General features: G+C 42.3%; 20 protein-coding genes. 5 read left to right on the forward strand and 15 right to left on the reverse strand.

Features of this window, described 5'->3' with window-relative positions; genetic code table 11:
• Positions 1 to 67: 67 nt before the first annotated feature.
• Positions 68 to 790 carry an autoinducer binding domain-containing protein gene (locus L4C39_RS11785; RefSeq protein ID WP_017051661.1) on the forward strand — a complete coding sequence of 241 codons (723 nt, stop codon included), beginning with the start codon at positions 68 to 70 and terminating at the stop codon, positions 788 to 790.
• 134 nt (positions 791 to 924) lie between these two features.
• On the opposite strand, the gene L4C39_RS11790 is transcribed toward L4C39_RS11785, so the two are convergent.
• The 3 genes from L4C39_RS11790 to sbcD form a co-directional block, all read right to left on the reverse strand.
• A complete protein-coding gene (locus L4C39_RS11790; RefSeq protein ID WP_017051660.1) occupies positions 925 to 1,506 on the reverse strand; it encodes an acyl-homoserine-lactone synthase in 582 nt (193 codons plus the stop codon).
• A gap of 254 nt (positions 1,507 to 1,760) precedes the next feature.
• Positions 1,761 to 5,435 (reverse strand): SbcC/MukB-like Walker B domain-containing protein, encoded by a 3,675-nt coding sequence (locus L4C39_RS11795; protein WP_429746046.1) that lies wholly within the window; start codon positions 5,433 to 5,435, stop codon positions 1,761 to 1,763.
• A complete protein-coding gene (gene sbcD, locus L4C39_RS11800) occupies positions 5,435 to 6,667 on the reverse strand; it encodes an exonuclease subunit SbcD (protein WP_371711715.1) in 1,233 nt (410 codons plus the stop codon). Before sbcD ends, L4C39_RS11795 begins: the two co-directional genes overlap by 1 nt.
• 285 nt (positions 6,668 to 6,952) lie before the next feature.
• On the opposite strand from sbcD, the gene L4C39_RS11805 reads away from it, so the two are divergent.
• Both L4C39_RS11805 and L4C39_RS11810 read left to right on the forward strand, forming a co-directional pair.
• On the forward strand, positions 6,953 to 7,438 hold the full coding sequence (locus L4C39_RS11805; protein WP_017051657.1) for an acyl-CoA thioesterase: 486 nt from the start codon (positions 6,953 to 6,955) through the stop codon (positions 7,436 to 7,438).
• Positions 7,439 to 7,615: 177 nt separating this feature from the next.
• A complete protein-coding gene (locus L4C39_RS11810) occupies positions 7,616 to 7,861 on the forward strand; it encodes a hypothetical protein (protein ID WP_029203259.1) in 246 nt (81 codons plus the stop codon).
• A 327-nt stretch (positions 7,862 to 8,188) separates the two neighbouring features.
• Here the strand turns inward: L4C39_RS11810 and malG are convergent, their stop codons facing one another.
• The 3 genes from malG to malE form a co-directional block, all read right to left on the reverse strand.
• On the reverse strand, positions 8,189 to 9,079 hold the full coding sequence (gene malG, locus L4C39_RS11815; protein WP_113798432.1) for a maltose ABC transporter permease MalG: 891 nt from the start codon (positions 9,077 to 9,079) through the stop codon (positions 8,189 to 8,191).
• An 11-nt stretch (positions 9,080 to 9,090) separates the two neighbouring features.
• On the reverse strand, positions 9,091 to 10,662 hold the full coding sequence (gene malF / locus L4C39_RS11820) for a maltose ABC transporter permease MalF (RefSeq protein WP_017051654.1): 1,572 nt from the start codon (positions 10,660 to 10,662) through the stop codon (positions 9,091 to 9,093).
• A gap of 85 nt (positions 10,663 to 10,747) precedes the next feature.
• Positions 10,748 to 11,929 (reverse strand): maltose/maltodextrin ABC transporter substrate-binding protein MalE, encoded by a 1,182-nt coding sequence (malE, locus tag L4C39_RS11825; RefSeq protein ID WP_171755516.1) that lies wholly within the window; start codon positions 11,927 to 11,929, stop codon positions 10,748 to 10,750.
• Positions 11,930 to 12,596: 667 nt separating this feature from the next.
• Between malE and malK the strand changes: the two genes are divergently transcribed.
• Positions 12,597 to 13,715, forward strand: a complete 1,119-nt coding sequence (gene malK / locus L4C39_RS11830) for a maltose/maltodextrin ABC transporter ATP-binding protein MalK (RefSeq protein WP_113798436.1) — start codon at positions 12,597 to 12,599, stop codon at positions 13,713 to 13,715.
• A 73-nt stretch (positions 13,716 to 13,788) separates the two neighbouring features.
• Here malK and L4C39_RS11835 read toward each other — a convergent pair whose 3' ends face one another.
• From L4C39_RS11835 to L4C39_RS11860, 6 genes are all read right to left on the reverse strand, one after another.
• Positions 13,789 to 14,703, reverse strand: coding sequence for a hypothetical protein (locus L4C39_RS11835; RefSeq protein ID WP_429746050.1), 915 nt, complete (start codon positions 14,701 to 14,703; stop codon positions 13,789 to 13,791).
• Positions 14,693 to 17,200: a fimbria/pilus outer membrane usher protein gene (locus tag L4C39_RS11840; protein ID WP_429746052.1), complete on the reverse strand. Its 2,508-nt coding sequence runs from the start codon at positions 17,198 to 17,200 to the stop codon at positions 14,693 to 14,695. Before L4C39_RS11840 ends, L4C39_RS11835 begins: the two co-directional genes overlap by 11 nt.
• Entirely contained in the window at positions 17,197 to 17,886 is a 690-nt protein-coding gene (locus L4C39_RS11845) for a fimbrial biogenesis chaperone (protein WP_429746054.1), read from the reverse strand. Before L4C39_RS11845 ends, L4C39_RS11840 begins: the two co-directional genes overlap by 4 nt.
• A gap of 3 nt (positions 17,887 to 17,889) precedes the next feature.
• Positions 17,890 to 18,600: a fimbrial biogenesis chaperone gene (locus L4C39_RS11850; RefSeq protein WP_136995086.1), complete on the reverse strand. Its 711-nt coding sequence runs from the start codon at positions 18,598 to 18,600 to the stop codon at positions 17,890 to 17,892.
• Positions 18,601 to 18,667: 67 nt separating this feature from the next.
• Entirely contained in the window at positions 18,668 to 19,156 is a 489-nt protein-coding gene (locus L4C39_RS11855) for a hypothetical protein (protein ID WP_017051647.1), read from the reverse strand.
• A gap of 84 nt (positions 19,157 to 19,240) precedes the next feature.
• Positions 19,241 to 19,744 carry a hypothetical protein gene (locus L4C39_RS11860; protein WP_240697149.1) on the reverse strand — a complete coding sequence of 168 codons (504 nt, stop codon included), beginning with the start codon at positions 19,742 to 19,744 and terminating at the stop codon, positions 19,241 to 19,243.
• A gap of 279 nt (positions 19,745 to 20,023) precedes the next feature.
• Between L4C39_RS11860 and L4C39_RS11865 the strand changes: the two genes are divergently transcribed.
• Positions 20,024 to 20,740 (forward strand): LuxR C-terminal-related transcriptional regulator, encoded by a 717-nt coding sequence (locus L4C39_RS11865; protein WP_429746057.1) that lies wholly within the window; start codon positions 20,024 to 20,026, stop codon positions 20,738 to 20,740.
• A gap of 54 nt (positions 20,741 to 20,794) precedes the next feature.
• On the opposite strand, the gene L4C39_RS11870 is transcribed toward L4C39_RS11865, so the two are convergent.
• From L4C39_RS11870 to L4C39_RS11880, 3 genes are all read right to left on the reverse strand, one after another.
• Entirely contained in the window at positions 20,795 to 21,469 is a 675-nt protein-coding gene (locus tag L4C39_RS11870) for a LuxR C-terminal-related transcriptional regulator (RefSeq protein ID WP_429746059.1), read from the reverse strand.
• A gap of 236 nt (positions 21,470 to 21,705) precedes the next feature.
• Positions 21,706 to 21,906 carry a hypothetical protein gene (locus tag L4C39_RS11875; RefSeq protein WP_017051643.1) on the reverse strand — a complete coding sequence of 67 codons (201 nt, stop codon included), beginning with the start codon at positions 21,904 to 21,906 and terminating at the stop codon, positions 21,706 to 21,708.
• A 216-nt stretch (positions 21,907 to 22,122) separates the two neighbouring features.
• Positions 22,123 to 24,039 carry a methyl-accepting chemotaxis protein gene (locus tag L4C39_RS11880; RefSeq protein WP_429746157.1) on the reverse strand — a complete coding sequence of 639 codons (1,917 nt, stop codon included), beginning with the start codon at positions 24,037 to 24,039 and terminating at the stop codon, positions 22,123 to 22,125.
• Positions 24,040 to 24,065: the final 26 nt, after the last annotated feature.

Raw genomic sequence — 24,065 nt, forward strand, 5'->3', positions numbered from 1 at the left:
TACTGTATATTACTGATATATTTATATTTAATCAGTTCTGATATTTGGCACAAGGTCTTATTTATTGATGAAGAAAATACTTCGATTAATAGAAGAGAATCGAGAGATCTCAAGTCATGAGAAACTGGAAAGTGTGTTATTTGATCTAAATAACATCATTGATCATGAGTATTTTTTATTTGGGTTATCCTTAAAACCAACGCTGACTACCTCTGAAACCTTACTCACTGACAACTATCCTCCTGCCTGGCGCGAACAATACGATCAATCTGGTTTTATGCACGTTGATCCTATTGTGAAATACAGCATTCATAACTTCTTGCCAATCCAGTGGGATAGAATCAAAGAACTGACCAATAGCGGCGACGAGATATTTGAAGAAGCTCGCTGCAACGGGCTCAAAAAAGGCTTCAGCATCCCTGTTCATGGACTACGAGGTGAGTTTGGTATGATTAGTTTTGCAACATCGGATGTAAAATCCTACTCACTGCAAAACCGTAGCATCGAAATATCGCAGCTTATTGTTCCCCTTCTGTCTAATAACATCCACAACATCGCAAAGTGTCATAATGATGCAGCACCAAGAGCGGTTCTCACTGCTAGAGAAACCCAGTGCCTAACATGGGCGGCGGAAGGGAAAAGTGCTTGGGAAATTGCGACCATAATTGGTTGCTCTGAACGTACGACGAAATTCCATATCAGTAATGCCTGCAAAAAACTTAATGCGACCAACCGATATCAAGCCATCACTAAAGCCATTTTAGGTGGTTATATCAACCCACTACTTTAACAATACCCTCTGTTAACATTATCCTTTAAAAATGAGCACAAAGCGATTAATCACTTGTGCTCATGCTTTGTATCTTTATCACCTAACTAAAGTGACGATTCATTCACCTATTTAGATGACTAAACACATGTCGTTTAAGCACCTACACTCTCCCGGTAATGATTATTCATTGGTATATGCAAAGCGACCGATTTTGTGTCACCCAACATATGAACCTTTTGGTCGCCAATTCGAGAACAAGGGATCCCCATACGTTTAATCAGCTTTTCTACTCCTGCAGATGTCACCGTGACATAAGAATCGATCTGTTTGTCTTGTGCATGGTAATAAAGAGATTGGAACATCTTCAGCGTGATATTACTCACACCTCCAGCTTTGCGCGAGAAGTCTTTATCAACCGCGAAACGGCTTAATTCATACACCTTCTCATCAACAGGCGCACTGATCCCCCCCAACAGTTCGGGAAAGGTGTTCTTCAACATATAGTCCGTTGTGGTCGGTAAGATCCGCCAGCATCCCACCATACTACCTTCGTCTTCCATTGCGTATAAATAGTGAGCTAATTCAACATCATACTGGTCTGTTTCCATCTCTTCGCTGGTTTCTAAATCCCAGTGTAAACGGGCAGAAAAAACTTTGTAGCGCAATTTCAGTAAGTTGATGTAATCATGCTTTGGTATTGCATTGAGGTTGTGTGAATGGATTTGTATTGTCATTGTTGTATCTCCTTGTATGTGGAAATACAACAATGCGCAATAATCTCATTCTACAAACCTGTCCGATCGGACAGTACCGCATTCTCAATATCTAGACTAAAATCGAATGTAAATTGATAGAATAACTAACTGTCAGTTGGCTTTTAAAAGGTACACCTTAAAATAAAATACAGTACCGAATCGGCTTAAAAAAACACCTAGCATTAGCTAGGTGTTTTTTTATGTTTAAAATAAATGCTTTATTTATCAAACTATTAATTTCTATACTGGTTATCCAAAACACTTACCCCTAAGCCACTTTTTTTCGTTACTTTTAATTGAGTAGGAATTCGCTCTTTCATCGCTTCAATATGACTAATCACCCCAATCATCTTGCCAGATGCGTTCAGGTTATCTAAAGCGTCCAAGGCAATATCGAGCGTTTCGGCATCCAAAGTACCAAAGCCTTCATCTAAGAAGAGGGAATCAATACTGGTTTTATGGCTCACCAAATCAGACAGCGCCAACGCAAGTGCCAAGCTCACCAAGAAGCTCTCTCCTCCAGAAAGGGTTTTGGTGTCTCGTGATAAATCACCTTGCCAGGTATCCAGAACAGCAAGTTCTAAACCGTCACTCTCTTTGCGTTGAAGTAAGTATCGACCATGTAAACGATCCAATTGCTTATTAGCAAGGTACACTAAGTTATCCAGCGTTAACCCTTGAGCAAATTTGCGGAATTTATCCCCTTTCTGCGAACCAATAAGCGAATGTAAATACTGGATATCATCATACTGCTTTCGATAAGCGTCAATCTGTTCAAATAGTGATTGTTGTCCTTCTCGTCGAAGCGCGTCTGAATGCAGTTCATTGCTGATTTCACCTTCACGCTTAGTCAACTGTTCCACTTGTTGTTGAGTGACTTCGCATTCAGTTAAGACTACAGCAAGCTCAATCGCGCTCCATTGTGTAGCTTGCTCATGACGCTGTAAGGTATCCAATCTCTCTCGTGCAGCTTTCACCAGTGCCCCAGCACCGTCAAATCGCGCTGTTAACCCCACTTTGAGATCGGTCAAACGCTTGACTTCATCTTCACTTAACAAGGATTTTTCCAAATCTGCTTGAGTTGAAAATGGGCTCTGTTGCAATAATGCCTCCCACTCTTTCTGCTTACTCTCGACACTCACAACGGACAATTTATGAGACTCATCTAGTGAGTTCACCTCACCACTAATGGTTGAAAAACGCTGCGATAAGTCACTATTTGTCGCCAAATGTTGCGAAAGCAGATTTTCAGAATCAGAAAGATTGCGCTGCAAACTAGAGCGCTCTTGAGAGACCGATTTGTCACCAAATAGGGTATATCTCTGCTGCGTCGCGACTTTCTGATCTTGTGTCAGCGCTTCTGATTTTTTGACCAGTTGTTGAGTTTCAGATATCAATTCAACACTGCGCTGTTGGCCATGCTTCTGCTCCATCTGAATAGCGTCGATCTGCTTTTCTAACTCAAGCTTCTTATCTTGGTTTTCCTGCCAAGATTTAACGTCTTGCTCTTTATTCACAAACCAATTCGCAATTTTCGATACATCATCAATGCGATAGCCTAAGCTTTCTATAGCCTCTAGCAGCACTGCTATTTGCTCTTTTGATGTTACGTCGAATCTCTGTAACGATTCATTCGCATCTGCCTGCGCTTGCTGATGATTTGCAAGAAGTTGCTGGTGCAATTGAACTTGGCTAACACAGCGATTGTGCTCGTTCTCCGCTTTTAACTGAGCTTGGCTAGCTTGATGACACTGCTTTTCTAATTGTGATAGCTGTTCAAGTTGCTGGGTTATCTGCTTATGCTCTTGCTCTAATACCGAACCTAACTCTGCGACCTTATCCAGCTGTGTAATGTCTAACTCAAGCTCTAAACGTGCCGTTTGACTTCGCCACTCTCGCTGAACGTTATCCAACTGAGTACTAAGCCATGCTAGGCGTTCAAGGTTGTCTTTCAGCTGCCTAGCAATGGAGTCTAATTCAACGGCCACCTCTTTCCCTTGCTGTTCGATTTTTTCAAACTCGGCAACGACGCTCCGCTTTTGCTCTAATAAATCTGACGTTTGATCCGGGTTTGCATAATCCACATTCGGGTGCTCAACAGAGCCGCATAGCGCACACTCCATGTTCGGCTTAAGTAATGAACGGTAGTAAGCTAAATGTTCTTCTTGCCCCACCTGTTGCTCAAGAGAAGTGATTAGCTGCTTCTTAGTCTGATATTGCGTTCTTAGATGTTCACGAGTCGAATTTAACTGCTGTTGCTTCGCCTCTAGTGTTTGATTATCAGCTTGCTTGTCGTTGCGTTCTTTATTGTACTGCTGCCATTGACTGTTTAAATTGGTCAACGTATGGCGAGATGTTAGCTTTTCACTAATTTGACTTAAATGACGCTCTAAAGATGTTTTATCACTCGATTGAAGTAATACCGTCCACTGTTGATTCAGGGCAGCATGATGCTCACTCGCCTGCTTCAATTCGAGATCGGCTTGCAACTGAGCCTTTGTGCTACCCTCTAGAATTTCCTGTTCTGAAGCAATCGCAGCTGCGAATTTCCCTTCTTGTGCCGCTTGTTCCACCTTTTGTTTCTCTGTCTCTTGCCACTGCTTATGTTGCTGCTTCCATCCAGTGAGCTGCTCTGCTACGTCACGATCACTTTGATGTTGCGCTTGGTACTGCGCTGTCACTTCTAACGTGCTCTGACAATCCATCAACTGCTGGTTTAATACTGTGGATCCTTGAGTTAAGTGTTGCAACTGCTGCTCTAACTTCGCCTTCTCTTCTGCAAGCTTGCTGAGTTGGGATGCCAACGTCGCCAGTTGATTATCCAAAGGGATCACTTGATCATTAAGCAGTTTTTCTTGCGTTTTATGTGCAGATCGAAGTTCTTCGTGTTTCGCTTTCACCGTATTGAGTCTATTTTCAGCAAGCGTTTTCTGTTGATTGATCTGCTCTAATTGCAGCTGCTTGGTCGTAAGTTGCAACTCAATTTTGCTCTGTTGCGATTGAGCGTCTTGGAGAAGAGTAAATGGCGTTCGCAATTTTTCTGCTGGTTCACTTTGAGCCAAACGTAACAATTCCGCCTGCGCTGCTACCTTATCGCTTTCTGCCCCCTTCAACTCAAGTTCTGCGTTAGTCAGATTGATTTTCTCTTTCTCAACTTGCTCCCACCAGGCTCTATGCGCTAACCAGTTTTCCACTTGCAAACGAGCTTGAGCGACTGAAGCTTGAACCTGACTCTGAGACTTCTGGAGTTCGCTCTTCTGTTCTTCAGTCAGAAGCTGTACACCTTGAGCTCGTAACTCTAAGGCTGTCAGTTCTTGCTTGGCAGTACTGAAATGTTCATGGACTTTTTCTGATATCAGTCCGTAAATTTCAGTTCCCGTTAGCTCTTCTAATAGCTCAGCTCTTTCCGACTCTTTAGCATTTAGGAAGGCGGCAAATTGACCTTGAGACAGCATCATAGATTTTGTGAATCGAGCGAAGTCGAGCCCCGTAATAGTTTCTACCAGCTCTGTTTTTTTCTTAATCTGATTAGCCAGAACTTTGCCACTTTCAACTTCAGAAAGCTCCACTTGTGCGGCTTGTAAGTTACCATCCGCTTTTCCGCGTGAACGACGCATGCGCCAAAACGAGCGATAAGCCACGCCTTTTACTTCAAACTCTACTTCTGAAAAACATTCCGCAGTGCCACGAGTCATGACCTCATTATTCGATGTCGATAACGGCCCTAACCTCGGAGTGCTGTGGTACAACCCTAAACAGATAGCATCTAAGAGCGTGGTCTTTCCTGCACCCGTTGGCCCCGTTATCGCGAACAGGCCATTATCGACAAATGGGGACTGAGTAAAGTCGATCTTCCATTCGCCCTTAAGGGAATTTAGATTGCCAAAAAATAAACTTAGAATTCTCATTAGTCTGCCTCCTTATGTTCTACTTCGGAGACAATTTGGCGGAATTTATCTTTCATTCGAGCCAACCTTGCCTGCTCCTCTTCCCCTTCAAACGTCTCTAGTTCAATTCGTTTACCAAACACATCAAAAGGCGTGAGTTCAGCTAAGGTTTCACTCTTCTCTTGGGTTAAACCCGCCTGTTTTGGACCACGAGCTCGACGTAGTTGCAGCACTTCAAAAGGCTTACCTTCAACCATGCTTTGTACTCGTGCTTGTAGATCAGAGAGATAATCTTGCTCTTTCACTTCGATAGAGAGCCATACGCTAGCATTCTCGGCAGTGTTCGTAATGTCATCCAATTGGGTTTCAATTTCTACGAGATTGCCTTTTAGCATCGCCATGGCTTGAAACATGGGTACTTCAACCGTTGAGACCAGTGCATTGCGGCTAGTGTCAAATTCAACTATAACCACCTGTTTTTGAGACTTCAGTTCATCAAAGCTAAGAGGAATAGGCGATCCGCTGTAACGAATATGCTCTTTTTTAGCCACGAGTTGAGGGCGATGAATATGACCAAGCGCAATGTAATCGGCAGGCGGAAAACCTTTAGCATCAAAGCCATCAAGGGTTCCGATGTAGATATCGCGAACAGAGTCACTTGTTGTAACACCAAGGGCGGTTAAGTGGCCCGTAGTAATGATTGGAACATCGAGCTGTTTTTCTGATCGTTGTTCAACCGCGAACTCAAAAAGTTGATGGTAATGTGATTCTATCGCCTGACCCAACGCTCTCTGCTTATCCGTCCCGCTCGCTCCAGATTGGCTGACAACAACGTCTCGCGCCCGCACAAAAGGGACGGCACATAACAGAGCACCTACTTGTTGATGCTCATCTTTCAATTCAATCAATTGTTCAGACAAGTTATCACTGGTATTGGCGATAACATGGGTATTTAAACACGCTAATAATTGTTTAGATTCATTCAAGGTTGAGACGGAATCATGGTTACCACCAAGAACCACCAGCTGACAATTCAACTGACTGAGATCCACCACGAACTGATTGTACATTTCTCGGGCATAACTAGGAGGCGAACCAGTGTCAAACACGTCACCAGCAATAATGATGGCATCGATATTTTGGCTTTGGACTAACTGTAATAACCAAGCAATGAACTGTTGATGTTCCTGTTTACGGCTTTTAGTGAAAAAATTTTGCCCTAAATGCCAATCGGAAGTGTGAAGAATGCGCATAGCGAGAAAGATCCCAATATAAAAAAGCTCTGTCATCGTCATGAAACCAGAGCGGAGATGGCATGATTGTGCCAACTTAGATGGCCAGATAAAAGCACAACTCATCTAATTATCTGTATTTGCGTATTAAAGCGAATCTATAGCCAACCAAGCCACTGTTTGTTGCATTAACTTTGCACTTTTGTTGCGTTGATATATCGCGTACTATCAACTCACAAGTAGTTCAAATACAAATTATTTAAATACAAATAGTTTAAATGCAAATAGCTCAAGTGAGGATGGCTAATGAGTGGTGGTCAACGAGATGTTACGTTACGTTTTTTAGCAGAGCCTAGCGATGTAAACTTTGGGGGCAAAGTACATGGTGGTGCCGCCATGAAGTGGATCGATTTAGCTGCCTATGCGTGTTCAGCAGGTTGGAGTGGTAAATATTGTATTACCGCTTATGCTGGTGGTATCCGTTTCGTCGCGCCGATTCATGTGGGCAATTTAGTTGAGGTCAGCGCGAAGGTTATTTATACCGGCTCTTCATCTATGCATATTGCGATTGATGTGCAGGCCAGTGATCCAAAAGATTTAGATAAACGCCTGACAACGCACTGCATTGTGATTATGGTTGCCGTTGATGAAAACGGAAAACCAACCAAGATCCCGGAGTGGGTTCCAGTAACAGAGGAAGATATTATGTTACGAGAATCCGCAATCAAACTGATGAATATGCGTAAACAGATTGGTGAAGAGATGGAAGCGCATGTAAAGCTACTCAAGTAATCGCAATTTAAGACAACACTTCCCTCTAAATCCACCGCTTTCTATTTTCTGCGGTGGTAAACCTTGCTCCAACGCCTTTTTAATCCAACAATTTTTACTGATTTGTCATTTTTCTTTCATCTTGATTTGTTCTAATTCGCTGTAACTAAAGTTATTTATCTTCAGGCGGAATAAAAATTGGGCATACATAAACCCACTCTTAGTGAATCGACCATTATCGACACCAGTGCCGTTGAATATCAGTGGGTAAGAACCATGTATGTTGAGGGTTATCCGAATGAGGAAATTGACCATTACATTCAGACCTGTTTCGGTGGGGATAATACGTTTGCAAACCTCTTTCGAAAAGTCGCATTAAAGCAAGAAAGCATTTACGTGTTACTGCAATATTTAGGCTACGCCCCTTCTAATCGCGAACTCTAAGTTTTATGTAATAACGTGAACGGTTGCAGTTTATTATTTGAGGTCTCACGCACTCGTTTAGTCACTCACTTTTGAGACACCGTAAAATCTCTATACTCAACCACTAACGAATACGGCATGTTACCGATACAAAAAAGCCTAAGCAGATGCTTAGGCTTGAGTTACAAAACTGTTAGTGTAAACGGCGTAAGGAACCTCACTAACAGCCAGCTATGCGTAACGCCAGTGTTCGTCTTCTACTACTGATCAGCGGCCAAACCAAAAGTGTAATAGAAGTATCGATAAATGAGCGATCTAAAGATCGCTCTATTATTATTCGAACTGTTCTTAACCTTTCACGCCACCAGCTGTCAGGCCACCAACAAGCCAACGTTGTGCAAGTAAGAACACTGCGGTAATTGGTAATGCTGACAACACTGCTGCTGCCGCAAAATCGCCCCAAAGATAGTTCTGAGGGTACAAGTATTGCTGCATACCTACTGCTAATGTATAAGAGTTTACATCAGAAAGTAGTAGTGACGCTACAGGAACTTCACCCACCACACCGATAAATGACAGAATAAATACAACCGCTAGAATTGGCACTGACAGTGGAAGCAGAACCAAACGGAATGCTTGCCATGGGCTTGCGCCATCCAGAGCAGCGGCTTCTTCTAACGAGTTATCAATCGATTCAAAGTAACCTTTGATTGTCCATACATGCAGTGCAATACCACCAAGGTAAGAGAAAATCAGACCGCCATGCGTGTTCAACCCTAAGAAAGGTATGTACTGACCCAATTTATCAAACAATGCGTATAGTGCAACTAACGCGAGTACTGCTGGGAACATTTGGAAAATCATCATCGCTTTCAGGATAGTTTCTTTACCTTTAAAGCGCATACGAGCAAATGCATATGCTGACGTTGTAGACAGCGACACCACTAAGATAGAAGTAATACCTGCTACTTTCACTGAGTTCCATAACCACGTTAATACTGGGAATGGAGGCGGTGTTACTGTGCCATCTGCATTAGTGACTGCAATACCTAACGCTAGTTTCCAGTGTTCCAGTGATGGGTTTTCTGGAATCAAGCTACCTGTCGCAAAGTTACCTTCACGGAATGAAATCGCGATTACCATCAATAATGGGAAGATAATCATTGATAGGAATATCCAAAGCGCAATATGGGTCGCCCATACACGGTATTTAAGTGATTGACCTTGTACCATTGCCATTATATTGCTCCTTAATCCTGAGATAGCTTAGTGAAACGAAGGTTGAGTAGTGCTAGGCCACCAACAAGTAGGAAGATTAGCGTTGCAATTGCACTTGCCAAACCAAAGTCTTGACCGCCGCCGCCTTCAAATGCGATACGGTAGGTGTAGCTCACTAGTAAGTCTGTGTAACCAGCTGGCTCAGAGGTACCAATCATGTTTGGACCGCCGTTCGTCAATAGCTGAATCATTACAAAGTTATTAAAGTTAAAGGCAAAACTTGCGATTAGAAGTGGCGTTAATGGTTTAATCATTAGCGGCACAGTAATGCGTTTAAAGTTCATCAGAGGACCAGCACCATCAATGGCAGATGCTTCATACAAATCTTCTGGAATCGCTTTCAATAGGCCCATACATAGAATCATCATGTAAGGGAAACCAAGCCATGTGTTAACAATCAACACCATAACACGAGCCATGACAGGGTCTGAGAACCAGTTCGGACTAAAGCCAAACATACTCTCTAGTACCATGTTTATTTCACCAAAGCTTTGGTTGAACAAACCTTTAAAGATCAGGATTGAAATGAACGCTGGTACCGCATATGGAAGGATAAGAAGTACGCGGTAAATAGCACGACCCTTTAACTCTTCCCATTGCACAACACTTGCTAGAATCAAACCGATAACAAGCGTTAAACCGACACTGACTGCCGAGAAGACCACTGTCCATACAAAGATGTTGATGAACGGTTCTTTGATGCCGTCATCAGTCCATACACGCTCAAAGTTATGAGTACCAATTTGAACCACAAAACCTGGAGAAACAGTGCTACCAATGAATTCACCAGTATCTGAAATTGGCTGGTAGTAGCCCACTTCCATATTTGGTTTAAGCGTTTCGCCGGATTCGTTGTTAATTAATGTTTCGCCATCGGCTTGCATTGTATATAACGAATTAACAGCCGCAAATTTACGCAGGCCACTCATTCGAATTGCTTGACCAGAAGGCGTATGAAGATCAATCGCACCTAGAATAGGTCGACTTTTGATGATCGTCTTAATTGACTCTTTCTTACCAGAAACCGATGGTACTGGAGCAAGGTCCAGATTCGTACCTGTAAAGCCTTCAAGTACAAACTCTTTCGTTGCTAAGATTTGATCACCGGTATCAATAGATAGGCGGTGCCCATTATCTGTTTTATAAAGGGTGAAAGGGAAACTTTCGCCACTTTGGTAAGTTCTATCTAAAAGGACCGATTGAGTTCGCTCTAGCGATAATTGGTTTTTGGCACTGTAGTTAGTGAATGCAAGACCGACTGTGTATGCAAGAGGGAAAAGAATGAAAAGAATCATCCCTGCAATACCAGGGTAAATGTAACGGTGCGCGTATGTCTTTTTACTACCGAAAATGTAAAGCGCTAGAGTGGTTAAAATCACCGTAAGCATCGCAAATGCGAGCTCACCGCGAGAATACATTAGGATGGTTGCATAGCCATTAATAATACCAACGGAGCCAAGAAGTGCCCATTTTATAAATACATTTTTGCTTGTTGGTAGGCTTGGTGGTGCTGACACAGCATCTGTACCTTGAACTGACTGCATAGAAGAACCTGCTAGCGATATATAAAAAAATTGAAAAGTAAGGAGAGGTTACCCCCTCCTTAAAAAGGTTTATGAAAAACCGAAATTATTTAACCATTTGCTTTTCTGCATCTGCAAGAGCTGCATCTACAGTTTGACGACCATCAACAACGTTCACGATAGTGTTTTTCGCAGCACCCCAGAATGCATTCATTTGTGGGATGTTTGGCATAATTTCGCCATTCATTGCGTTGTCCATTGTTGCTGCAATACGAGCATCGCTATCAAGTTCACGTTGGAACGAGTTAAGCGCAACAGCACCTAGTGGCTTATCATTGTTTACTTTACGTAGACCTTCATTAGTCATTAGGTAGTTCTCTAGGAACTCAACTGCTAGATCTTGGTTTGGTGAAGCAGTGCTGATACCCGCCGTTAGTACGCCAACGAATGGTTTAGATGCTTTACCTTTAAATTTAGGAAGCGTAGCCACACCGTAGTTGATGCCTGACTTCTCAATGTTGCCCCACGCCCAAGGACCGTTGATAGTCATTGCCGTGTTGCCTTTGTTGAATGCCGCTTCAGATACTGAGTAATCCATATCTGCAGAGATCACGCCTTTTTCAATTAGGCTCTTAATGAAGTTCATAGACTCTTTAACGCCTGGTTTGTTGATACCAGCGTCTTTAATGTCGTAACCTTCAGAAGTGTATTTGAATGCGTAACCGCCATCAGCAGCCATTAGTGGCCATGTGAAGTAAGGTTCTTTTAGGTTCCACATAATTGCAGACTTACCGTCTTTTTGAAGTTTAGTATTTAAAGCTTCAACTTCTTCCCATGTTTTTGGTGGGTTAGGCACTAAGTCTTTGTTGTAGATTAGAGATAGAGATTCAACAGCAATTGGGTAACCAATTAGCTTACCGTCAAATTGAACTGCATCCCATGCAAAATCAACAACGCCTTCTTTGATCTCTTTAGAGGGTTTGATTTCTGCAAGTAGACCCGCTTCTGCATAACCACCGAAACGGTCGTGAGCCCAAAAGATAATATCAGGACCATCGCCAGTCGCTGCAACTTGTGGGAAACGAGCTTCAAGACCGTCTGGGTGAGCCACTGTCACTTTAACGCCAGTGTCTGCTTCAAACTGTTTACCTACTTCTGCAAGTCCGTTATAACCTTTATCACCATTAATCCAAATGGTAAGTTGTCCTTCTTCGATGGCAGCATGTGCACCAAAAGAACCTAGAGCGACAAGAGTGCTTAGCGCAACAGTGCTTAGGGCTTTTTTCATGTTCATATCCTTTTTATTTTTTTTGAGTAGGGTCACCACAGAGGATGAGCCGTTATTTCATGTATATCATCGAAGAAAATCATAATTTACTCATCATCCTACTGGCTACGCCCTTGGTATTATGGCGCATTTTCGTGATCACCATCGATTAAGGTTAGAGACGCCAATCACAAAAAAGAATCTTTATGTGACCAATTTCACTCTTTGAAGCCTATTTTTTTTGAAGTTGATCCAACTACGCCTTATTTCCTCTTTTCTTGCTCCTCCCCTCCTACTCCCCCTCTAAAATATTTCTATGGGAGGATGACGCTAGAAGACAAATAATAGAAACTTTAGTCATCCAAGAGTGGATAGTAAGAACCCTTTTCCAGTATTACCTTTTCTAGAGTACTGGTTTTACATTGCCGGGCTAGTTTGTTGTCACCAATTGAATTGCAAGTGGTAGTTATTACTCACGGGGGAGGCATTTCATTGGTGTCGGGGAATACAAACTTGTCCTTGGCTTTGATGGGTGGTGCATTTCTACGCATTTCGTAGACACCACCCATTTTTTCTTACTCTCTTTCTCTAAAACTTACCAATTCCTACTGTCATTGCCTGCAAGAAAACTCATATAATGATAGGCAGTGATTTATAAAAAATTTGATATTGTTCGAGGACGAGCTAAATGGCGAGTGTCACGTTAAAAAATGTTTGTAAAGCGTATGGCGACGTACTAATTTCTAAAAATGTTGATCTGCATGTCGAGGAAGGCGAATTTGTTATCTTCGTTGGCCCATCGGGTTGTGGTAAATCAACACTTTTACGTTGCATCGCTGGCTTAGAAGATATTACGTCAGGTGACTTATACATTGGCGACGAACGCATGAACGATGTAGAGCCATCCAAACGTGGCGTTGGTATGGTATTCCAATCTTACGCTCTATACCCTCACTTAAACTTATATGACAATATGTCATTTGGCTTAAAATTAGCGAAAGCTGACAAAAAAGAGATCGACAAACGTGTTGAACACGCAGCTGAAATTCTTCAATTAGGCCATCTACTTGACCGTCAACCAAAAGCTCTTTCTGGTGGTCAACGTCAACGTGTTGCCATTGGTCGTACTCTTGTTTCACAACCAAACCTATTCCTACTTGATGAACCTCTGTCTAACTTAGATGCTGCACTACGTGTTCAAATGCGTTCGCAAATCACTAAGCTTCAACGTCAACTTGGTTGTACCATGATCTACGTTACACACGATCAGGTAGAAGCGATGACAATGGCTGACAAAATTGTTGTTCTTGATGGCGGTTATGTTTCTCAAGTTGGTCGTCCACTTGAGCTTTACCACTACCCAGAAAACCGTTTTGTTGCAGGTTTCATCGGTTCACCAAAAATGAACTTCATGAGCGTTCTTATTATTGAAGCTGAAGCAAAACAAGTAAAAGTTCAACTTTCAAATGGCTTCTCTTTCTGGACACCCGTTGATGGCACAACAGTTAATGTTGGCGACCGCATGTCTTTAGGTGTTCGTCCAGAGCACTTGGTTTCGTCTGAAACAGGTGATGCAACCATCGAAGGTGAAGTGATGATTGTTGAGAAACTGGGTAATGAAACTCAAGTTTACCTAAACCTTGAAGGTGCGGATGCTGATGTTATTTACCGCCAACCAGATACTCTAACGGTTGAACCTGGTGACAAACTGGCGATTGGTATTCCAGCTCATCGTTGTCACCTGTTCCACAGTGATGGTCGCGCATGTCGTCGTATGTTCGACGAGCATGGCGTAACAAGAGACTAAGCTGACCCACTGAGCAAGCTCAAGAAACAATCCCTCCAACGCAAGTTAGAGGGATTTTTTCTTCTATCTTCTATTACGGTATTTGAGACAATTCAGGCTCAATCGTAATATGCAATATATCGCTATAATCGCCTCCGGGCCTTTGACTTATATCTCCAATAACAAACGCCATAGGTAATGCTTTCCCTTGCGTAGCATGGCTGGATCGCCACTGTTTACTTGTATTCACCAACGATATTTCCTGATTATTGATCAAAAAATCGTAAGCCACATCCCATTGAGTATTCAATGATTCATGACGAAGGTATCCACGATTTTCTGATTCAATCGAAATGGCATACTCACCCGTACTTTGAACCCATAAATTAGGCACCGATTGGATAACTTTATGCGAGTCTAATTTCCCTAAGTCCAAATCGTAATACCGCTGAGATAATCCATAAAATTGAATTTTCGCACTGGGTAAAACATCGACTTCTGCTTCTAGAAAAACCTCTTCTTCTGAAATAGGCTCATTTGAGTTATTCGGCTGTATCGAAGCTGTCATTTGGCCATTAAATTGTCCCGCAGTCGCCCACTGATCTGAAGGAAACCTCAACTGAAATTGCACATTTGGTGTCGCATCCGTTAAAGTGACATACCAGCGCCCTCCTTTTTGGTATCCATTACCACCGGCCCACTCAAAGCGAAGCGCTTGCTGAGAACTTCCTCGTAATACTGTCGAGCCGTCGTCGACATCGATCTCCACAACAATGGAACAGTTTTGCCCCATAACATCCGCCCTCACTTGATATCCTTTTACTAATGGGGACGTCGCAGTCGAAAAAACATCATAAGTCGACTGAGCGGAAACAGGATCTAAGCTGATCAAACTGGCGGCGCACGCTTCATTCGCCCCAGAACTATGAGTCATTGTCGTACCATTTGCAGAGCCTGTCATCACGCTAAGCGCCAAGCCCATCACGCTAATAATAGGGTTATTCAACATAGAGATCTCCTACTCGAATCAATACACCACCATCTTCTGAGATCACCAGCTCAAGCGATCGTTTTGGTTTCATGTTCAGTTCCAATCGATAAGCTCCTGGACGCATTCCGGAAATAGCAAACCGCCCTGTCCGATTGGTAAAAAACTCAAGTGGTTTGCTTTTGTTACTCTCACCGCTAGATTCATCGCCAAGGTACAGAGCCACACCTGAAATTAAGGAAATGGGCTCTTTAGTCTGCGCATCAAATAGGTTCCCCAGTATGGTGAGTACCGCATCTGAACCTATTTCTAGCTGATAACCTCTTTTGTATCCTGGATAGATAGAGAATGCCCCATCTCCAAGGTCATAGCCGGGAGGTAAATCCTCCACATCGTACCCAATCAACTGTGGGGTATAAGCTACGAGATCTGAAACCAACATATTATGATCGGAAACGCTAAATACACGGGCATAATCAGTGTTTCGTTCAGGGTCAATCGCAATCTCATTCTCAGCTAAGCTTTGGTGTTTCTTAACCACGGCAAAGGCCTCGCCAACCTTACGTCCAACCGCGACAGAAGTACCTGCGAACGCAATCGCACTGGAGATCTCAAGTCGAGTATTATGGTTTCGTTTGTCTTCACTGAGATCTTGATAGCGCGTGGTATGATCAGCAATCACTTGAAATTGATTAGCGGTATAATTCACGCCCGCGTCAATGTTTGAGTCTGTCTCTCTTTCGGTTTCCAGCGTAGCAAAGGCAGAAATCCCTCCCGTGTTCCCAATTCCTTTCTTATAACTCATATCAAGGGAGCCGAAATCCTTATCACTCTGATAACGACCAACCACCCGGGTTGCTCTGCTCAAAGGCCAACTGAGCGTTAGGGTCGTATTGTATTCATCATCACTATATTGGTAATTACGGTAATTGAAACGAGCACTCCAAGTGGCTGGAGTGCTAAAGAATGGGCCTGAAAAGCTGGGGCTTAGTGACCAAAAATTATCGGCATCTTCTCTTCCTGAGCTATACGTCCCAGAAAGAGCCGTTCGCAACCTAGGGGTAACATCCATAGAGCTAAACAGTGACACATAATGCTCGACCGAGTTCAGTGGCAATGTAGCAGCCATATCATCATTTACACCCGCAAAATTTTCCGATTGATAGTCATAAATAACACTAAACTGAGGATTAAAGTCGAGTTCGTCAGAAAACTCTGCATCGTAAGCAACACGAACCGCATGCCCATCACCCAACGTAGGATGATGACTCTGGGATACAATAAACTCCGTCACCCCAATATCACTTGCCAGTAAGCTAGAGACGCCATATTGATAGAGTTTCTCTCTCACTTGGCCATTAACACCAAGAGTTAGCCAAGGCGCGACACCCACATCTAAATAACCATGAATAAGCTGTTGATCCGTTAAATAATCGATCTCATTCGCTACCGTTTCACTTGGTACCCCGAGCATAACGCTATACTCAAACTCTCCGCTGTCTAATAGGTCATTCCCCGTCGCCACAGAGAATTGAATACGCTCCTCTTGACCGCTAGAATCCGTAATCACCAATTCGACATCGTTCGTGCCTTGCGCCAACGGGATATCACTCAAACTGTAGCTACCAGCATTCAACGTTAGCCTCTGAACAATCGCACCGTCTACCACCACATCTACATTCGATGTTCGCTGTAACGTAAAGGTCTGAGTGGCTTTTGGGCGCACATTTCTGGTTGGTATCAACGTAAAATCACGAGTAAGACCCAGACCTAAAATATCCGTGCCATCTTGCAAGTTTTTTCCAGAATTGAACATATCACCCACAACCAAGCGCGTCCCTTGAGATGGGAAATCAAGATTCATTCGAGTCCCACGCCGAACGTAGGCTGAGTCCCCTTCAACATCATCATAAGCAGACTCATACTCAAAGTTCACCGCGCCTATGTTTAATGCCGATTCAAAGCGGTGATTAAAGCTTGTGATATTTTCGGAGGTTTCCTCAACCGTCTGAGACTGAGTCCCCGATAGAGAGACATTCAAATACCCACTGATCCATGCTGGTGATAAATAATTTTGACCAAAAGAGGGGGAAGAGGCGACGGACAACTGTTGAGTCCGTCGATATTGCGCAGGAACCGTCACCACACACTCTAGTGTCGAAAAGTCAAAATTTAAATCTAAACCTGCACGACGAAAATCCTCTTGTGATAGTTTTTCAGTCTGGTTGCTTGCCTTTAACACTTCCATTGCGTCCTCTGTAATTAAAGGGATAAGCAAGGCAAGAGTGCTCTCTTTGGGAAGTAAGATCACATCATCTGCGGTGATCGTCACTTCGGCCTCACCGACGACGCTATCACTGATTTTTAGCAGGGAGATCAGCTCAATATCTCGACCGGTAGGGTTTATTTTCGGTTGTTGTATTTCTTGAATAGTTTCCTGCGATGCTTCAACGACCGCTGTAAAACTGAACATGACACAGACAATAAAACTTAGAAACCATCCTTGGCGTATTTTCATTGTTGGACTCCTTGATAAACACCAGGTTTCAGCAATGAATTCGAAGGCAGTTCAATAGAGCTAAATGGTGGAAGAAAATGCTCGCCTAGCGATGTCATCATCTCAACGCGGGTAAGCCCAAACTCGGTCGCACTTTCTTCCGCGGGCAGAAACTTGGTTAAGCTTAAATAGGTGTAACGATTACCACTATTCTTAACCACAGCCTCGCCACTGTTGGTCACTTGCATTTCAACGTTGGGAGCTTGATCTGGAGAGAACACATGAATAATGGCGTTGTAGTGAATTTGAACCGCAATCCCAGATTTGCTCCCCTGAGTAGCTACCAAAGAGGGTTGGCTAAAACGAAGGAAATAGCTTTCCGATTGAGCCGAGCTATCGTCACCAATCCACTGCAAACGAAATACTTGAGATTGGCCAGGTTTTATCATTGCCGCAGGTGGGAATACCATCAACTGACTGTCTATCACGTCCTGTGCGACAAATTCACCACCGCCTTGAAATACTAAACGGCGCAAACTGGCCTCGATGGGGGTTATTTGAGTGGTGTTATTGGAGACGATAACTTGAGACTGCCCACTTGATTGACTATCGATTTCCAAAACCGTGGGGGAAATAATAACAGCTTGAGCCTCTGCGCCGCTCAACAACACGGCAACCACCATTAAGAGCATGCGACGAGTTATCATGGTTCACTCCGTGTCTACAATCTCAATTGAGAGTGAATTAGCGTCAAACCCATCCAGTGGATCCATAACAAAAATACGTTTAGATTTCGGCAGCACCAAAGTCCCAGCAATTCTTTGGCTCACGTCGGTACCTTTAAGAAACACAGAGTGACTTTGATCTGAAACGGTCCAATTAGTATTCGTTAACCGACCATAGCTTTCTCCATCATTGGCGACCTCAATCATCCATTTTCCATCTTTCTTTTCTATATTCTGAACACTTAACTCTGAGTATGTATTTTTAGGTCTAACATTAAGCAAGGTATTGAATTGTAGAAGAATACCTAAGCTTGCTGCATCTTTCTCTGCATTCTTAACTTGTACTTGTTTAACCGAAATTCGATAGGTTTTTGATTGAGTAATTGAAGGCTCACCTAAGTAGCGCACCATCACCGATTGCGATCGTCCTGGTTGAATAATCGCAGTAACTGGAATCACCAACAGGTCATCTTCAGCGGGCGAAGTGGTTTCATTACCAAATTCATCCATCACCATGGACAGTGGGAATAGCTCCACCGTTAGCGGTTGATTACTCGTATTATCAATTCGCATCGACATTTGGGAACCTTTGCCAATCGGTGCCATTTCAGCCACCATCGGCTGAACCTTATAAGCAAAGGCTGAAAAGCTGATTAAACATACACAGATTAAAGAGAGCCTTCTAAACGTGTTCATCTCTATACCCCTCAAAAATAGATGGGAGGACGATTACTATCCTCCCATCTTTTGTTTTTATTATTCTTTAGTTCGCTGTTACTTGAACGGTAAGCGTATCTGAGTAACCACCAGACCAACCCATGGTTTCATTAGTCGTTACAGACAAGCTAGTAGGAACACCACCAGCTAAAGCAAGCGAACCAGAGTAAGACATACTTGCACTTACATCATTCGCGCCAGGGCCGCCTAATGTCGTCAATACGAGATCCGCATGACTATCTGGTGATAATGTCGCGGTATAACCGATGGCATAGTCTTCTTTATCATCAGACTCAAGACCACCTTCGGCACTCGTCAGTGTTACGGTTGCCCCATCAGCATCATTACATTGGATGGATAGGTCAGTTGAGACAGACTGGATACTAGAGACTTGTCCAAAATCGAGTAACTGCGTATATAGCCCAGAAACTTCACATACTGGGGCAACAAACCCAACTAATTGAACATCACCAGCATTCGCTTGAGCGGCAAATAGACCCGATACCGCAACTGCACATATTGTTAGCTTTTTCATGAATAGATTCCTTTATATAGTTTAAGACGTACTTGTCATGGCCCTGTTCCAAACTGGAGCCACACTCTGCAACTAGCAGATGATTTACTTTCCACTGCCATGGATTGACGGAAATACATCAATCTCAATGACATCTTCGTAGTACCCCGCATAAAGCAGGTTTTCTTCCAACGTCACTCGCATCACACCATCAGTGTTGAATGGAATAACATTTGAACTGTTAATAATTCTTGGTGACGATATTTCTCGGCTTAATAGTGTTTGGCTCAACCCCAGTGATGTAATGTCAATATTGACTTCATAAGGGGTTAGAATCTCCTGTTTACTTTTCAATAACTGCAAACCACCATTCCGAGAGTAAACCGACATACTTAACGCTTGGTTACATTGAATATCAAAAGGAAGCACTTTCTGAGCTTCGTTTGAAAAGTCCATTTTCACGCCATCAGTAAAATCGATCTCACAATAACTTTCGATATGCCCTGAAATAGAAACAGATAATTGACTTCCTTGAGTTGCCAAACTGGAAAAAGATAATGCTGCTATAAATAATAAAAAAGCATGAATACTTTTCATTATATTATTCATGAGACATCCCTTCGTTCCGTTAACTTGTAAGTAACTATAATGCTCAAAAAAAACCTGTGAGTATTAAACAAGCATGAAGAAAATAAAAAGTAGTAGATAAGTTGTAGGAAAAAATAGGGCGTAAATACTAATACTTATCAACAATATAGAGAATAAGTAAATGTATATTAATGAGTGTATCATTTTAGATACAACTCAAATTATAAAGAGCTGCTATACCTAACTAACTGTTAGTTATGTTATTAGTCCAACGTTAATATGTATCAGCTGAGGTTTACTATGGAAGGGAAAGTACTAGAAAAAAATAAAATATTATTACTAAGTCGTACAAATATACATTCTCGATTAATCCAACGTGAGTTAGAAAAATCTAATAAATTTGTAATACAGCAGAAAACAGATAAACAGTTTTCTCAACCTTATTCGGTTGAAAATATTTCTGTTATTTTAATGAGTTACCACTATATAAAAAATGGGCTTTACACTGATTTGCTTTCAGCAACTACCTTTGATTTTAATCTTGTCATTTATGACGTGCCTGTCGATCTACTCTGCGACACCATTGTCTCATGGTGCTGTCTGAAAGGGATTTTATATGAAGACGCGCCTGTGGATCATCTCACACGTTGCGTTGAGGTTGTCGCTAAAGGCGATCTATGGCTACCACGCAACCTAATGGCGCAGATGCTAACACGCTGTAGACCCTATGCCCCATCGACTAAAAATAGCATAGGTGAACTCACAAAAAGGGAGCAACAGATCTTAGATAGGTTGGTTTGTGGACAATCTAATTTACAAATCGCCAATGAACTTTTTGTTGCTGAAAGCACCGTCAAAACACACATCTACAAGCTCTACAAAAAGATAAATGTAAACTGCCGTAAAGAGGCTATCCGGTTTGCACGCCAACAAAATCAAGACAACAAAAAACAACAGGCCAGCAGTTCAGGTATGCCAAATCAGACAACACCACCCACCTTAACACTAACCAGTTAAATCGAATTCAGTAAACGGGTACCTAGTTTCAATGAGGTACCTTTTTCTTATCTATCATACAAACTCTTCTGAGCCCACATTCTCTTTGACCCAAATAAGTGCTTGTAAACGATTCTTCACATTAATCTTCTTGAACACATTATGTAGATGAGTCTTAACCGTGTTTTCACTCACAAATAAGCTTTCAGCAATTTCTGAATTTGAGGCACCGTTACCCAATAGTTTAATGATTTGTTGCTCACGGTTTGTAAGGAGTGAATAGCTAGAACTGGTATTAGAACATTCTCTTTCTCGGTAGAAACGAATATATTCATGTGCTAATTTACGACTAAACCACATCTCACCGTCTAAAACTTTCGTAATACCTTGAATTAACAGTTCTAACGTATCATTCGTATAAAAAACACCAACAAGATTTTTCCATTTGATTAGCTCTCTATATTCAATTTCATCTTTGCAATTAATCAAAACTTCATAACAATTAGGAAATTTAACATTACGAACTTGAAAGTAGTGAATAATATCTTGCTCAGACAACGAAGAAACATCAATAATCATAAAATCTGGTTCTGATATTTCACTATGATTTATATTAAACAGATTGCTTATTGTAACAAGCCTAAACGCTAAATTTAGTTTCTCTTCTAGTGAGTCTTTGAGTAACCCAGACTGTAAACTGTTTTCAGCAATAAAAAATGCTGAGCCTTTAACTTTTGAGTGCTTTTCCATAATTTACTCCAATAGCCAACGTCTTTTGCAGTTAATAATGTGGTTAACTCTTTCAAATCGTCAAGTTTTGTAATAGCCAACCTAGACAAAAGTCATAAAGAATATACTTCGCTTTCATACGCTTGATTAATAATTCTTATATTTAAGAAGACAGCGTAATTATTTCTATCACGAAATAGTGCAAATAAAAAAGGCACCAATAAGGTGCCTTTAAATTGAATAACTTAATCGCTTTACTAGTGAATCGGTGCATCGTTATCAGACTGAAATTTACCAAAATGCTGCTCTAGCACTTCTGGTGTAAGTTTACCTTCCGCTTCCAATCTCTTTAGTTCAGCAACTACCGCTTTTTGCTCTTCTAGAGAAGGTAGTTTTACTTCTGGCTCGTTACTCGCTTGCTGTGAAAACTCAGCCAGTTCTTTTTCAAAATCGCTCATTTTACTTACCTAATCATCATATCTGATTTGAATTTTACCTATTTATAGTTTTAGTTTCTAGAACATAATAGTTTTTCTAAACCAAACCGACTGATCACTGTAATCAACATGACTCGTGACAAATTTGATCGAGTCTTATTGAGTGACAGTGCGCGGCACTGCGACCTACGCACCTCTACCACTCATAACCTAAAATTTAATAAGGTTATAAATCACTTATAGCTTAAAGCTACCGACCATATTATCTAGACGAGCGGATAATTCACGCAGTTCTTGGCTCGCTTCGGCTAATTGCTCAGCCGTCCCAGTCGTCACTTCGTTAATCGCGTTAATCTCTTCGATATTCTGATTAATGGTGTGTACTACCGTTGACTGCTCTTCTGTTGCGGTGGCAACTTGAGTGTTTCTATCTGAAATATCAATAATTCGCTCTGAAATCGTCACCAATACACCAACGGCTTCATCAGACGAAGATACACCTTCTAACGTAATGGCTTTACCTGCTTCCATCGCTGAAACCGCATCTTTCGCATCGCTTTGCAGTTGGTTGATCATCTTCTGAATTTCTTCAGTTGAATCAGCCGTTCTACTCGCTAAGTTGCGCACTTCATCCGCGACCACCGCAAAGCCACGACCTTGCTCACCAGCACGTGCCGCTTCAATCGCCGCATTGAGTGCCAACAAGTTAGTCTGTTCAGAGATCCCACGAATAACGTCAAGAATAGAACCGATATCTTGAGTAGTTGATGCTAATTGCTGTACCACTAAGCCCGTGTTCTCAATATCGGCCGCCAAACGGCTGATCGCATCTTTCGCTTGAGTCACGACACTACGACCCATTTCTGTATTGTCTGATGCATGGTTTGCGGTTTCTGCCGCCGTCGCCGCATTAGACGCGATTTCACTGATCGTCGCACCCATCTGGTTGACAGCAGCAACAACTTGAATGGTTTGATCACGCTGCTCGTGGCTGTTATCACGAGTGATGTGTGCTTTATTCGAGACGCCTTCAGAAGCAGACTGCAATGCTCGACTGGTTGAAGCGACCTCTTTCATCGACTCGTGAATTTTCTCTATAAAACCATTAAAGCCTTGAGATAACTGGGCGATTTCATCATTGCCTTTCACTTCAATTCTTTGCGACAGATCGCCATCACCTTTGCCTAAATCAGTGAAGCGTTCCGATATCAGTTTGATTGGGCTTGCGATGCTATTTGCGAGTAGAACACCCATCGCAATGAAAATAAGCGCCACAATAATGGTCGTCATCAGCATTTTTTGTGCTGTGGCATTCAAATCAGCAAAGACTTCATCGACAGGTACAACGCCAACAACGAACCAATCCATTGAAGGTACGTAGTTACTTGCGATAAACACATCTTGTCCATTGTATTCCGTCGTAATCAAATTAAAGCCTGATTTATTCAGTAACTGATTGGATGCAGAGCCATACAGTGAATTTAAGTTAGACTGGCTTTTGTCTGATTGACGATGAATTTGAACCGAACCTTTTGAATCCGTTAAGAAAACAAAACCTGTCGATTCAATTTTGAAGCCATTAAGTAGACGCACCATATCGTCCATCGATTTCGATAGCCCAGACATTGTTGTGCCATTGACCTGTTGGAAATTGGCAAACATTTTCACTTCGCCACTCGCCTCTTGGAACATGCTCACCATTGTTTGCTGTCCAGATTGAGTAAATCCAAAGAACCAACCATCTTGCTGTTGGTTCAATTGGCGCAAAAAGCCACCTTGATTCCAATAATAAGCAGTTTGGCGGTTAGCCACCGACGCATCGTTTAGTTTATATTGGCTACGGATATTATTCAGCTGCTTAACCAGCATCGCTTCGGTACTTGGATCGCGATCGGTTGATGAGACAGCCTCTTTGATGAATTCGTTATTAGCGGTTTGTTCAGCAGCAAAAAGTAGGGTTGATACTTCTTGGTCGATCTCAGAATTAACCTTCTCCAACATGGCTGGTAATTCAATATCAATTAAACGATGGGTAAGAACTTCACGGGCTTGGCGCTGAGCCATAACACCGACAATGACAGTGGAAGCAAGTACGGCAAATGTCATGCCTAAAACAACTTTTTGTTTGATACTCATGGAGCTCAATTTGAACATCATTATGCCCTTCTGTTGGGGGATTA

The organism is Vibrio clamense, assembly GCF_050337905.1.
Classification (GTDB): Bacteria; Pseudomonadota; Gammaproteobacteria; order Enterobacterales; family Vibrionaceae; genus Vibrio; species Vibrio cortegadensis.

What these genes read in the sequence shown, in the direction of transcription:
- L4C39_RS11785 (WP_017051661.1), top strand. Translation starts at nt 68, where the DNA reads ATGAAGAAAATACTTCGATTAATAGAAGAGAATCGAGAGATCTCAAGT.
- L4C39_RS11790 (WP_017051660.1), bottom strand. Translation starts at nt 1,506, where the DNA reads ATGACAATACAAATCCATTCACACAACCTCAATGCAATACCAAAGCAT.
- L4C39_RS11795 (WP_429746046.1), bottom strand. Translation starts at nt 5,435, where the DNA reads ATGAGAATTCTAAGTTTATTTTTTGGCAATCTAAATTCCCTTAAGGGC.
- sbcD (WP_371711715.1), bottom strand. Translation starts at nt 6,667, where the DNA reads ATGCGCATTCTTCACACTTCCGATTGGCATTTAGGGCAAAATTTTTTC.
- L4C39_RS11805 (WP_017051657.1), top strand. Translation starts at nt 6,953, where the DNA reads ATGAGTGGTGGTCAACGAGATGTTACGTTACGTTTTTTAGCAGAGCCT.
- malG (WP_113798432.1), bottom strand. Translation starts at nt 9,079, where the DNA reads ATGGCAATGGTACAAGGTCAATCACTTAAATACCGTGTATGGGCGACC.
- malF (WP_017051654.1), bottom strand. Translation starts at nt 10,662, where the DNA reads ATGCAGTCAGTTCAAGGTACAGATGCTGTGTCAGCACCACCAAGCCTA.
- malE (WP_171755516.1), bottom strand. Translation starts at nt 11,929, where the DNA reads ATGAAAAAAGCCCTAAGCACTGTTGCGCTAAGCACTCTTGTCGCTCTA.
- malK (WP_113798436.1), top strand. Translation starts at nt 12,597, where the DNA reads ATGGCGAGTGTCACGTTAAAAAATGTTTGTAAAGCGTATGGCGACGTA.
- L4C39_RS11835 (WP_429746050.1), bottom strand. Translation starts at nt 14,703, where the DNA reads ATGTTGAATAACCCTATTATTAGCGTGATGGGCTTGGCGCTTAGCGTG.
- L4C39_RS11840 (WP_429746052.1), bottom strand. Translation starts at nt 17,200, where the DNA reads ATGAAAATACGCCAAGGATGGTTTCTAAGTTTTATTGTCTGTGTCATG.
- L4C39_RS11845 (WP_429746054.1), bottom strand. Translation starts at nt 17,886, where the DNA reads ATGATAACTCGTCGCATGCTCTTAATGGTGGTTGCCGTGTTGTTGAGC.
- L4C39_RS11850 (WP_136995086.1), bottom strand. Translation starts at nt 18,600, where the DNA reads ATGAACACGTTTAGAAGGCTCTCTTTAATCTGTGTATGTTTAATCAGC.
- L4C39_RS11855 (WP_017051647.1), bottom strand. Translation starts at nt 19,156, where the DNA reads ATGAAAAAGCTAACAATATGTGCAGTTGCGGTATCGGGTCTATTTGCC.
- L4C39_RS11860 (WP_240697149.1), bottom strand. Translation starts at nt 19,744, where the DNA reads ATGAATAATATAATGAAAAGTATTCATGCTTTTTTATTATTTATAGCA.
- L4C39_RS11865 (WP_429746057.1), top strand. Translation starts at nt 20,024, where the DNA reads ATGGAAGGGAAAGTACTAGAAAAAAATAAAATATTATTACTAAGTCGT.
- L4C39_RS11870 (WP_429746059.1), bottom strand. Translation starts at nt 21,469, where the DNA reads ATGGAAAAGCACTCAAAAGTTAAAGGCTCAGCATTTTTTATTGCTGAA.
- L4C39_RS11875 (WP_017051643.1), bottom strand. Translation starts at nt 21,906, where the DNA reads ATGAGCGATTTTGAAAAAGAACTGGCTGAGTTTTCACAGCAAGCGAGT.
- L4C39_RS11880 (WP_429746157.1), bottom strand. Translation starts at nt 24,039, where the DNA reads ATGTTCAAATTGAGCTCCATGAGTATCAAACAAAAAGTTGTTTTAGGC.